This window comes from Streptomyces sp. WMMC1477, assembly GCF_027460245.1.
GTDB lineage: Bacteria > Actinomycetota > Actinomycetes > Streptomycetales > Streptomycetaceae > Streptomyces.
The window spans coordinates 3,173,772-3,185,129 of sequence record NZ_JAPZBD010000003.1 but is presented as its reverse complement, the minus strand read 5'-3'; the positions used below and the strand labels follow the sequence as shown (position 1 = coordinate 3,185,129).

The 11,358-nt window shown below is 74.0% G+C and carries 11 protein-coding genes and 1 pseudogene; 6 read left to right on the top strand and 6 right to left on the bottom strand.

Annotated features, from left to right (window positions below; genetic code table 11):
* Positions 1-60 precede the first annotated feature (60 nt).
* From O7609_RS14535 to O7609_RS14525, 3 genes are all read left to right on the top strand, one after another.
* Positions 61-501: a hypothetical protein gene (locus O7609_RS14535; RefSeq protein WP_269736527.1), complete on the top strand. Its 441-nt coding sequence runs from the start codon at positions 61-63 to the stop codon at positions 499-501.
* 194 nt (positions 502-695) lie between these two features.
* Positions 696-1,709, top strand: coding sequence for an EamA family transporter RarD (rarD, locus tag O7609_RS14530; protein ID WP_269743679.1), 1,014 nt, complete (start codon positions 696-698; stop codon positions 1,707-1,709).
* Positions 1,710-1,957: 248 nt separating this feature from the next.
* Entirely contained in the window at positions 1,958-2,311 is a 354-nt protein-coding gene (locus O7609_RS14525; protein WP_269743678.1) for a VOC family protein, read from the top strand.
* Between the two features lie 174 nt (positions 2,312-2,485).
* Here the strand turns inward: O7609_RS14525 and O7609_RS14520 are convergent, their stop codons facing one another.
* The 4 genes from O7609_RS14520 to O7609_RS14505 form a co-directional block, all read right to left on the bottom strand.
* Positions 2,486-2,887 (bottom strand): SRPBCC family protein, encoded by a 402-nt coding sequence (locus O7609_RS14520; RefSeq protein WP_269743677.1) that lies wholly within the window; start codon positions 2,885-2,887, stop codon positions 2,486-2,488.
* Positions 2,888-3,008: 121 nt separating this feature from the next.
* Positions 3,009-3,977: an ABC transporter permease gene (locus O7609_RS14515; RefSeq protein WP_269743676.1), complete on the bottom strand. Its 969-nt coding sequence runs from the start codon at positions 3,975-3,977 to the stop codon at positions 3,009-3,011.
* The gene (locus tag O7609_RS14510) at positions 3,964-4,926 is read right to left on the bottom strand and encodes an ABC transporter ATP-binding protein (RefSeq protein WP_269736532.1); all 963 of its coding nucleotides are present in this window, start codon (positions 4,924-4,926) and stop codon (positions 3,964-3,966) included. Before O7609_RS14510 ends, O7609_RS14515 begins: the two co-directional genes overlap by 14 nt.
* Positions 4,927-4,994: 68 nt before the next feature.
* Positions 4,995-6,245 carry a LolA family protein gene (locus O7609_RS14505; RefSeq protein ID WP_269743675.1) on the bottom strand — a complete coding sequence of 417 codons (1,251 nt, stop codon included), beginning with the start codon at positions 6,243-6,245 and terminating at the stop codon, positions 4,995-4,997.
* Positions 6,246-6,510: 265 nt separating this feature from the next.
* Here O7609_RS14505 and O7609_RS14500 point away from each other — a divergent pair, with 265 nt between their 5' ends.
* The gene (locus O7609_RS14500; protein ID WP_269736534.1) at positions 6,511-7,560 is read left to right on the top strand and encodes a 2-dehydropantoate 2-reductase; all 1,050 of its coding nucleotides are present in this window, start codon (positions 6,511-6,513) and stop codon (positions 7,558-7,560) included.
* On the opposite strand, the pseudogene O7609_RS14495 reads toward O7609_RS14500, so the two are convergent.
* Positions 7,550-7,660: pseudogene (locus tag O7609_RS14495) on the bottom strand (DNA-binding protein); the annotation flags it as partial. The gene O7609_RS14500 and the pseudogene O7609_RS14495 overlap by 11 nt on opposite strands.
* Before the next feature lie 96 nt (positions 7,661-7,756).
* Here O7609_RS14495 and O7609_RS14490 point away from each other — a divergent pair.
* Entirely contained in the window at positions 7,757-8,794 is a 1,038-nt protein-coding gene (locus O7609_RS14490) for a questin oxidase family protein (RefSeq protein WP_269736535.1), read from the top strand.
* 73 nt (positions 8,795-8,867) lie between these two features.
* Here the strand turns inward: O7609_RS14490 and O7609_RS14485 are convergent, their stop codons facing one another.
* A complete protein-coding gene (locus O7609_RS14485; RefSeq protein WP_269736536.1) occupies positions 8,868-9,878 on the bottom strand; it encodes a polyprenyl synthetase family protein in 1,011 nt (336 codons plus the stop codon).
* Between the two features lie 185 nt (positions 9,879-10,063).
* Between O7609_RS14485 and fahA the strand changes: the two genes are divergently transcribed.
* Positions 10,064-11,305, top strand: coding sequence for a fumarylacetoacetase (gene fahA, locus O7609_RS14480; protein WP_269743674.1), 1,242 nt, complete (start codon positions 10,064-10,066; stop codon positions 11,303-11,305).
* The last annotated feature ends 53 nt before the right edge of the window (positions 11,306-11,358 follow it).

Below are 11,358 nucleotides of genomic sequence, written 5' to 3'. Positions count from 1 at the left end.
GGGGTGCGACACCGCACGCCATAGTCGCAATGAGCAGTCGATCGCGCGGGAAGGGTAGCCATGAAGAGACAGGTCGTCGCCCTGAGTCTGCTGGTAGCAACACTCGTGGCCTGCGGAGCCGAGGACGAGGGCGAGGAACCGGCGACCCCGCCGCCGACCGACACGGCCAGCCCGTCGCCCGAGGCGACCGAAACCACCACCCCTGAGGGCGGTGCTCAGCCTCCCCTGGAGAGCGGCGACTGGCGACTGGACTCGATCACCGTGGAAGACGACGGCCTGGGCTCCTTCGGCGGCCGAGCGCGCATCACCTATCTGGGCGACGCCCCGGACGGCGGCACGAACACGTTCACGATCACGGTGTTCAAGGACGGGAGCGACATCGCCAGCCTCGCGGGCTCGGTCAGCGACGTACCGCCGGGGGAAACCGCCACGGCCAACCTCATCTCGACGGACGACTTCGTGGGAGGGCCGTACACGTACGACTTCCAGAAGGACTTCTGACCCACCCGCGACACGCACCAGGCCCCAGCAGCCGTCAGGTGGAGGCCGGGAGGGCTCTCCCGGCCTCCACCACGCGCGCGGAGGTGGGGAAGCCGTCGACGCCACCGTCATGAGCGTTACGGTGAGACGGGAATGACAACGGGGGCGGGCGACGTTACCTTCGGGGAAGCACCACTTCGACGGAGGAGGCCGCGTTGTCGTCCACGAGCGAGACCCGCACGGGGCTCCTGTACGGGCTCGCCGCGTACGGCATGTGGGGGCTTCTGCCCCTCTACTGGCACCTGCTCCACTCCACTCCGGCCGCCGAGGTCATGGCGCACCGGATGGTGTGGTCCCTGCCGACGGCCGCGCTCATCCTCCTGCTGCTGCGGCGCCGCTGGGCCTGGCTGCCGGCCCTCCTGCGCAACCCGCGGCAGTTCGCCCTCGTCGCCGTCTCGGCCACGCTCATATCCGTCAACTGGTACCTGTTCATCTGGTCCGTCAGCCAGGAGCGGGTGCTTGAGGCGTCGCTGGGCTACTTCATCAACCCGCTGGTCACCATCGCGATGGGCGTGCTCGTGCTACGCGAGCGGCTGCGCCCCCTGCAGTGGGGGGCCGTCGGCATCGGTGCCCTCGCCGTCGTCGTCATGGCCCTCGCCTACGGGCAGGTGCCGTGGATCTCGCTCACCCTGGCCGGCACCTTCGCCACCTACAGCCTGGTGAAGAAGCAGACCCGGCTCGACGGGCTGGAGGGCTTCAGCGCCGACTCGCTCCTCCAGTTCCTCCCCGCCCTCGGCTTCCTGCTGCTGCTCGGCGGACGCGGGGAGTCGACGTTCACCGCCGAGGGGCTGCCCCACGCGCTGCTGCTCGCCGGGGCGGGCCTGGCCACCGCGCTGCCGCTGATCCTCTTCGGCGCGGCGACGATGCGGGTGCCGCTGTCCACCGTCGGGCTGCTGCAGTACCTCGCGCCCACGTTCATGTTCCTGCTCGGGCTGCTGGCCTTCGGCGAGCACATGCCGCCCGAGCGCTGGGCCGGCTTCCTGCTGGTGTGGCTGGCGCTGTGCGTCCTCACCTTCGACGCCCTGCGCACGGCCCGCCGCAACCGCGCCGTCCTCCGCGACGCAGCCCGCCGCAGCCAGGCCGCCGCGGCCTCCTCCTCCACGGCGGCCGCGGAGCCGGTGAGCCCCTCGCCCTCCGAGCAGGTACACCGCGTCCACGCTTCGGGGTGACGAGCCGAAGGGTACGGGTGCCCCCGTCCCGTGAACCGGCGGCGCGGCCCCCTCCCGGGCCGCGCCGCCGGTTCACTCGGACCGCCCCCTCTCGGCCACGCCGGGCCGCGGGCCGGGCTGCAACGAAACGGCGCCCCACGGCGGTGCGGGCGTCACCGGCGTTCAGCCAGGACTCACGGACCGGGCTCTGGGCAGGGAAGAGCGGCGGCTTTCCGGGGCGGGCCGCCGGTCTGCCTATGCTCAGGCCCATGGCACTGGAATGGGAACAGATCATCGTCGACTCCGCCGACCCCGTCACTCTCGGGCGCTGGTGGGCCGAGGCTCTCGGCTGGGTCGTGGTCGACGAGTCCGAGGAGATCATCGAGATCCGGCCTGAGCCGGACCGGATGCCGGGCCTCCTCTTCGTGCCCGTCCCCGAGGGCAAGACGTCGAAGAACCGGCTCCACCCCGACTTCCGCCCCGACGACCAGGAGGCCGAGGTGGCGCGGCTGCTCTCCCTCGGTGCCCGGCGCGTCGACACCGTGCAGGACGGGCAGCCCTGGGTGACCCTCCTCGACCCGGAGGGCAACGAGTTCTGCGTCCTGAGTAAGCGGAGGGGCTGAGCGGGGACGGGGCCGTCGTCGGGGCCCGACCTCCCACGCAGCACCACGGACCGCATGGGCCGACGCCCGCCGCTGAGGCGGCACCAACCGGTACCGACCCTGCCCGGACAACGCGCCGAAGCCGCCGCGCGGGTGGCGCCCGGCAAACACCGGGGGCCAACCGCGGGCGGTACCTCAGGCCATGGCCGCCGCGACCCGGGTCATCACCTGCTGCCAGTGCTCGCGGCGGCGCTCGCGCTCTTCGGCGCTGCGCAGGCGCTCCTCGTGGAAGCGGAGCATCGCCCTGCCGTCGGGCGTGGCCGTGACGGCTATCTGACGGGTCGTGTGGTGGTCGTCCCCCCTGGGACGGTACGTGAGCCGGATGCGATCCCCCGGGCGGTAGCTGCGCACTTCGCCCTCCCCTTCCTCCGTCGTGTACCGCGAACCCTTCTCAGGCGCCAGCCGGACGCCCGGACCGAGCCACAGAGCCAATCCCTCCTCGCTGCTGACGAACTCCCACACGGCGGACGGCGGATGCGCGAGCGTCTTCGAGACGCCGATCTGCCAGCCCGCGTCCTGCGTGAATCCCGTGGGCATGACTGCCCTCCTCACCCCGGACGACGAGCCGCCCGGTGTCCCTTCAACACCTCCCACGTTATCGGCGACCACTGACAACCGCCGGTCGGTGCGAGGCGGGGAAGGCCAGGTCAGAAGCCCTCTAGGCGGTGATGTCGCGCGTGGTGAAACGGGCCCAGGCGGCGGAGCCGAAGACGGCGGCGTAGACGGCCTGCATGGTCGCGTTCGCCGTGAGGTCACCCCACGGGACCGGGTCGCGGAGCAGGTCGGCGAAGGACATCCAGTGGTATTGGAAGAGGTAGGGGTGGAGGACGTCGAGTTGCGGGATGGCGCCGACGATCTGCACGACGATCAGCAGCCCGACCGTGGTGGTCATCGCCGCGATGCCGCTGTTGGTGAGCGTGGAGACGAACAGCCCGACGGCCGCGAGGCCGACCAGGGAGAGCGCGACGACGACGGCGATCACCAGGGCGCGCAGCAGCCCCTCGGAGAAGGAGACGGTGACGCCGGAGAGCAGGGTGACGTCGCCGAGCGGGAAGAACAGGGCGCCGACGAGCAGCGCCGAGACGGCCACGGTCAGGGTGGCCAGCAGGCAGAACGTCACCACTGCGGTGAACTTGGCCAGCAGCAGGCGGGTGCGTCCGGCGGGCGCGACGAGGAGGTAGCGCAGCGTTCCGGCGCTCGCCTCCCCGGCGACGGAGTCACCCCCCACGACGCCGACGGTCATCGGCAGGAAGAACTGCAGGGTCGCGGCGAGCGCGGTGAAGACGAGGAAGAGGCCGTTGTTGGTGACCTGGTTGATGAAGGCGGGGCCCTCGCCCGAGCTGTCGACCGTGCCGCCGCCCTCGCCCGTCTCGACCTTCACCGCGATGCCGACGATCACCGGCAGAGCGGCCAGGATGCCCAGCAGGGCCAGGGTGCGCCAGCGGCGCAGGGTCACGACGAGCTCGCTGCGGAACAGGGCGAGGGTCCACAGCGGGGACGGGCGGCGCTCGGCCCCGCCCGGCGCCGTCGCCCCGCCCGGCGCCGTCGCCCCGCCCGGGGCCGTGCCGCCGCGGGGGCCCGCACCCGGCTCCGGGGCGCCGCCCCGCACGCGCTCAGCCTGCGACATCGAAGCCCTCCCCCGTCAGCGCCACGAAGGCGTCCTCCAGCGATCCCCTCTCCACGCCGAACGACCGGACACGGACATCGGCGTGGACCAGTGCGGCGTTGAGATCGGCCAGCTCGTCGCCCGGCTCGGGCGGTGGATCGGCGGTGAGCCGGTCCCCCTCGATGCTCAGCCCCGTCACGCCGTGCTCCTTGAGCACTCTGGCCGCCTCCCCCGCATCGGGGGTCGTGACGACGAGCCGCCCGTGCACCCCCGCGGCCAGCTCGGCGACCGAGCCCTGGGTCAGCAGCCGCCCGCGGGACATGACGGCGGTGTGCGTGCACACCTGCTCGATCTCGTCGAGGAGGTGGGAGGAGAGGAAGACGGTCGTGCCGTCCTGGGCGAGCCCGCGGATCAGGGAGCGCATCTCGCGCATGCCCTGCGGGTCGAGCCCGTTGGTCGGCTCGTCCAGGACCAGCAGCTCCCGGGGGCGCAGCAGCGCCGCGGCCAGGCCGAGGCGCTGCTTCATGCCGAGCGAGTACGCCCGGGCGCTCTTGCGGGCCGCGGCGCGCAGGCCGACCCGCTCCAGGGCGGCGTCGATGCGGGCCCGCCGGGTGCGCGGGTCGGCGGTGGGGTCGGCGGCGTCGAGCCGGGCGAGGTTGTCCCGCCCGGAGAGGAAGCCGTAGAGGGCCGGGCCCTCGATGAGCGCGCCCACCTTCGGCAGCACCCGCCGGGCGTCGTCCGGCATGGGCCGGCCCAGCAGTGCGGCGCTGCCGTCGGTGGGCGTGATGAGGCCGAGGAGCATCCGGATCGTGGTCGTCTTCCCGGAACCGTTGGGGCCGAGGAAGCCGAACACGCTGCCGCGCGGAACCGCCAGGTCGAGGCCGTCCACCGCGAGCTGACCGCCGCGGAACCGCTTGGTCAGGCCGCATGCCTCCACGGCTGGGTCGGCTGCGGTGGGCGGCGCGTTCATGGCGTGTTCCTGCTCCCCGTGGGCGGTCGGTCGGATGCGGCCGGTCGGATGCGGCCGGTCGGATGCGGTCAGTCGGATTCTGCGGCCTTCAGCAAACCGTCCTTGGTGACGGCGCCGACGTAGAGCGTGCCGTCGTCCGTCAGCAGGGCGTTGACGAGCGTGGTGCTGACGACACGGCCCTGGCCGAAGTCGCCCTCGACCGGCTCGGTGAAGGCGTCGAGCAGGGACTGCGCCTCCTTGGACTCCAGCCCCTTGTCGCCGCCCATCGCGCCCTCGGGCAGCTCGACGCGGACGACGCTGTCCCAGCCCTCGCCGATGATCTCGACGTCCTCGCCCAGGCCCGCGAAGCCGTCCAGGCCGGGCAGGCCGTTGAGCTTCTCGGAGTGGCGCTCCTTGAGCTTCTCGGCCTCGGTGACCTCGGCGCCCTCGGGGGGCGTGAACGCGAACCGGTCGGCGTCGGGCTTGCCGAAGTCGACCTTGGTGTACCCGGCCTCCAGAACGGGCTCGCCAGCTCCCCTGGCGTCGAGGGTGACGCGCAGCGGGGTGCCGTTCTCCGCGTCCACGGCGATGCGGACGGCGTCCACCGTGGAGTCCGCCGCGTCCTCGGGCGCGATGGCGAGCACGTACGCGTCCCGGCCCGCGACCTCCGTCGTGCCGTCGACGGTGACGGAGGTCGTGTCGTCCACGGCCGCGAGCGCCTTCTCCGCCGCCTCCCGCGGGGTGAGCGACCCGGGCATGCCCTCGCCGTGCTCCCGGCCCTTCGGCGGCTCGGGCAGTTCGGCGTGGAAGACGGTGTTGCTGGCGCTGTCGTAGGACCAGAGGTCCCCGTCGTTGTGGACGACGGTGAACTCGGAGGTGTCCTCGACGACGGAGACGCGCTGCTTGTCCGGGCCGTCGAAGGCCACCCGCAGCGTGTGCTCGCCGCCGACGAGCTCCGGGAGCTTGGCGGACGGGTCGGCCGGGGACGTGCCGTCCTGCGGGGCCGCCTCCCCGCCGTCCTCCTCCGGACGCTCGGAGTGGCCGCCGAAGAGGCCACCGTTCTGGTCGGAGCCGCCGCCGAGGCCCGGGATGCCCAGGTCGGAGCTGATCTTGACGGTGCCGGAAAGGTGCTCGACGTCGGATGCCGCGATCTTCTCGACCAGTTCCTGCGCGGTGATGTCCGGCAGGTCCGGGTCGCCGCCGTCGGCGAGGGCCGGGACGAGGCCGACGCTCGCCACCGCTACGGCCGCCACCGCTACGGGCACGGCGTACCTGGTCGCCTTCTTCCCGGGCCGGCGGGCCGTGCCCGTGGTGCCGGGTTCGCTGGGCTGGTGTGCCATGTGGGCCATTCCTCCATACATGGGCGGCGTCCACCCCCTGTGTCCTCCACCGCCATTGTCACCCGTCGTGCCGCGGGGTGGTAGGACAAGCTCACCAGAGAACAGGGGTTCCGGGCGTCAGCCGCCAGGTCCAACTGCGCGTACCACCACGGGATGACGGCACCTCCCGGCGGCGTATCCGTCCCCTAGGGGACGGCCGGGGCTTGCCTCGGGGCCCCGACGACCCTACTTTCGGGTAACCGTCGTCGAGCGAGGAGCGACCGCCATGCCCGCCACTCCCGGCAATCCCACGGCCCGGCGGCCCCGGATCGCGGTCTTCGGCGCCGGCAGCGTCGGCTGCCACCTGGGCGGCCACCTCGCCCCGCACGCCGAGGTCACGCTGGTCGGCCGCCCGTCCGTGCTGGACGCCCTCGGCGACGGGCTGACGCTGAGCGGCGGCGGACGGCCCCCGGTGCGCGTCCCGGCCGACGCGCTGACCCTGAGCACGCAGCCGGACGCCGTCGCCGAGGCGGACTGCGTGCTCGTCACCGTCAAGTCCGCCGCGACGGCCGCCGCCGGACGGGAGCTGGCGGGACGGCTCCGCCCGGACGCCGTCGTCGTCAGCCTCCAGAACGGGCTGCGCAACCCGGAGCTGCTGCGCGCCGAGCTGCCCGGCGCGAGCGTGCTCGCCGGGATGGTGCCCTACAACGTCGTGCGGACGGCCCCGGACACCTTCCACCAGGGCACGGCCGGGACGCTGATGCTCGACGACGGGCCCGCCGCCGCCCTCCCGGCCGGGGCCCTGGCCGCCGCCGGGCTGCCGGTCGAGACCCGCGGCGACATGCGCGAGGTGCAGCACGCCAAGCTGCTCATGAACCTCAACAACGCGGTCAACGCGCTCTCCGGGCTGCCGCTGCGCGAGCAGCTCGGCCTGCGCGCCTACCGGGCCTGCCTGGCCCTGTGCCAGGAGGAGGCGCTGGCGGCGTTCGCGGCCGAGGGCGTCCGCCCGGCACGGCTCGGGCCGCTCCCGCCGCGCCTCACACCGCGCCTGCTGCGGCTGCCCGACGCGCTGTTCCGCCGGCTGGCCGCCGCGAGCCTGCGGGTGGACGCCCAGGCGCGCTCGTCCATGTGGGAGGACCTGGAGCGCGGCCGGACGACGGAGATCGACGGCCTCCAGGGCGAGGTCGTCGCCCTGGCCGGACGGCACGGGCTCCGGGCGCCCGTGAACGCCGCGCTGGCCGCGCTCGTCCGGGAGGCCGAACGCCCCGGCGGCCGCCGCGACTGGCCCGGCCCCGACCTGCTGCGCGCGATCACGGCGCAGGGCCTCACACCCTGATGACCTGAATCGCGGGGCCGCACAGGAGCGTCAGGTCCTCGGGATCGGAGGTGAGGACGGTGACCGGCCGCGGGGCGACGCGGGCCAGAGCGGCGAAGGCGGCGTCGGGTCCTACGACCGCGGGGGCAGGGCCCCGGCCTGGGACTACGCCGAAATCCCCCTACCGGGGAGTCCGCCCGCGGCCTAGCGTGAGCGCATGACGACCACTGGAGTGCTGGACGAGGCGCTGGAGCGGCTGCACGCTACGGGGCCGGAGTTCGAGGGCTGGCTGTCGAACCACGGGCCGATGGCCGTCGAGGCGCTGGTCCGGCACGGGCGGGACGACGGCGTCCACCGCTGGCTCGACCGGTACGCGGACCGGCTGGAGGAGCGGCCCGCCGCCGGGGACCCCATCCGGGACGACGCCTGGGCCGAGGCGCTGGGCGACGGGCGCAGGCTGGGCGACTGGCTGGCCTACTTCGACCGCCGGCTCGTCACCGCCCCGGAGCGGCCCTGGCGGGAGGTGCTCGCCACCTGGTGGCCGCGGCTGCTCCCCGGCATCGCCGGCGGCGCGACGCACCCGGTGATCCGGGTCGGGCACGCCGTCGTCTCGCTGCGTGCGGGCGAGAACGTGCCGCGGCTGCGGGAGCTGGCGCACGGACTGGGCTACTGGGCCGCCCGCCATCTGCCGCTGCCCGCCGACCTGACGCTCGTCCTCGGTCCCCCCGCCGCCGCCGAGGCGCTGCGCGCCGTCTCCCCGGTGGCGGACCAGAGCCAGGGCATCCGCCACCGCCTGGAGCAGCTCACCGCCCTGCCGGAGTGGCCGTCGGGCCAGGCGGCCGTGGCCGCCGACGCGGTCCCCGGTCACCTCGCGGACCTGGTGGACGCCACCGTGCGCTACTACGCCACCCACGCGCACGGCAGCCCGGTCATGCTGGTCCACGCCGCGACGGCGCCGAACGCCGTGCTGCGGACGCTGCCGGACCTGCCGCGCGAGCTGTGGCCTTCCGCGCTGGCGGCGGCCTGGGCCGCCTCGGGAGCGGTCGTGGCCGCCTACCGTCCGGCGGGGCCGGCGAGCCCGGCGCACCCCGGCGGGGCGAGCGCCGAGGAGCTGTTCGCCCGGGCGGTGGAGCACGGGGACGAGCACGCGATCAAGCTCGCCGACACCGCGCTGGACGTGGCGGCCCGGCACAGGGACGACGAGACGGCGGCCGGAGCCGTCCTGCGGGCGACGGAGCTGATCGCGCCCCTGTGAGGGAGCGGGGAGGGACGCGGGCCCCGCAGGCCGGGGAGCCCCGGGAAGAGCCGGCCCGCGAGCCGCGAGGGGGTCAGCCCGCGCGGTGGACCACGGCGTCGCAGAGCGTGGACAGAGCCGCCTTCGCCGAGCCGTCCGGCAGGGGCGAGAGCGTCTCGCGGGCCTGCTCGGCGGAGCGGATGGTGTAGCGGCGCGCCGCCTCCAGCGCGGGGTGGGCGCGCAGCCCGGCGAGGGCCTCGGCGTGCCGGGCCTCGTCGGTGAGGTCCCCGGCGAGCAGCTCGGCGAGGGCGCGGTCCTCGGGACGGCCGTCCCGATCGGCCATGGCCCGCAGATGCAGGACGGGCAGCGTGGCGATGCCCTCGCGCAGGTCGGTGCCGGGGGTCTTGCCGGACTCGTCGCTGTCGCTGGCGATGTCCAGGACGTCGTCGGCGAGCTGGAAGGCGATGCCGATGCGCTCGCCGTACTGGGTGAGCACGGAGACGGTGCGTTCGTCGGCCCCGGACATCAGTCCGCCGAAGCGCGTGGCGACGGCGATGAGGGAGCCCGTCTTGCCGGCGAGGACGTCGAGGTAGTGGTCGATGGGGTCCTGGCCGGCCTGCGGGCCCGCCGTCTCGAGGATCTGACCGGTGACCAGCCGCTCGAACGCCTCCGCCTGGATGCGGACGGCCTCGGGGCCGAGGTCGGCCAGCACGCGGGAGGCGCGGGCGAAGAGGAAGTCCCCGGTGAGGACCGCGACGGAGTTGTCCCAGTTGGCGTTGGCGCTCGCGACGCCGCGCCGCACCTCGGCCTCGTCCATGACGTCGTCGTGGTACAGCGTGGCCAGGTGCGTCAGCTCGACGACGACGGCGGAGGGGACGACGCCGGGGGCGTGCTGGTCACCGAACTGGGCGGCGAGCAGCGTCAGCAGCGGACGGAAGCGCTTCCCCCCGGCCCGCACGAGGTGCTGGGCGGCCTCGTTGACGAACGGGACGTCACTCTTCGTGGCTTCGTTCAGCCCGTGCTCGACGGCGGACAACCCGGTGAGGACATCAGCTTCCAACGCCGTGTCCCGCACGGTCAGCCCGAAGGGCCCGACGACGGTCACGAGGGTTCTCCTGTCTGCGGACGATCTTCCACCTGGCCACTTGCCGGGTTACTGCGAAGTACGGACGCGAACGGTGTTTCTGCCTCGCAGCGTATCCGGTCACATAAGGATCACGTGAGGCACGCCCCCCGATAGCCTGTGTCCGGTCCTGACCGGCGACGACCTCGAAGGCGAGGGCACCTTCCATGCCAGAAGCACCAGCACACACCGCGGCGGACACCCCGGCGGCGGAGACGGCCACGACCGCGGCCCCGGCCGGCGGGCTGTACGGCCCGGACAACCTGCCCTACGGCGTGTTCACGACCGCGGACGAGCCCGACCGGCGCCGGATCGGGGTGCGGCTCGGGGACACCGTGCTGGACGCCGGGGCGGCGGCCAGGGCGCTCGGCTCGGCGCACGCCGAGCTGCTCTCCGCGCCCACCCTCAATCCGCTGCTCGCGGCGGGCCGCCCGGTGTGGACGGCCGTCCGGGCCGAGCTCCGGGCGTGGGTGCGCGACGCCCGCCCCGAGCTGACGGCGGTTCCGCTGGCGGAGGCGACGCTGCACCTGCCCTTCGAGGTGGCCGACTACGTCGACTTCTACGCCAGCGAGCACCACGCCTCCAACGTCGGGCGGATGTTCCGCCCGGACGGCGAGCCGCTGACGCCGAACTGGAAGCACCTGCCCATCGGCTACCACGGCCGGGCCGGGACCGTCGTCGTCTCCGGCACCCCGGTGGTGCGCCCGCACGGCCAGCGCCGCACGCCGGACGGCCCGGTGTTCGGGCCGACGCAGCGGCTGGACATCGAGGCCGAGGTCGGCTTCGTCGTCGGGGCGCCGTCCCGGATGGGCGAGCCGGTGCCGCAGTCCGCGTTCCGGGACCACGTCTTCGGCGTGTGCCTGCTCAACGACTGGTCGGCCCGGGACATCCAGGCGTGGGAGTACGTGCCGCTCGGCCCGTTCCTCGGCAAGTCCTTCGCGACGTCCGTCTCCGCGTGGATCACGCCGCTGGAGGCGCTGGACGCCGCCCGGGTCGCGCCGCCCGAGCGCACCCACCCGCTGCTGGACTACCTGGTGGACGACGCCGAGGACCCGGCGGGGCTCGACCTGCGCATCACGGTGACGCTCAACGGCCACACCATCGCCGAGCCGCCGTTCTCCGCGATGTACTGGACGGCGGCGCAGCAGCTCGCCCACATGACGGTCAACGGCGCCTCGCTGCGCCCGGGTGACCTGTTCGCGTCGGGCACGGTGAGCGGGCCGGACAAGCACCAGCGCGGCTGCCTGCTGGAGCTGACGTGGTCCGGCGAGGAGCCCGTCGAACTGCCCGACGGCACCCGCACGTTCCTGGAGGACGGGGACGAGGTCGTGCTCACGGCCTGGGCGCCCGGCCCGGACGGCGGTCGCCTCGGCCTCGGCGAGGTCGCCGGACGCGTCGTCAAGGGCTGAACCGAATCGCCGGTTGGTACCGTTGGCCGATTTCCGGATCGGCCGACGGGGCC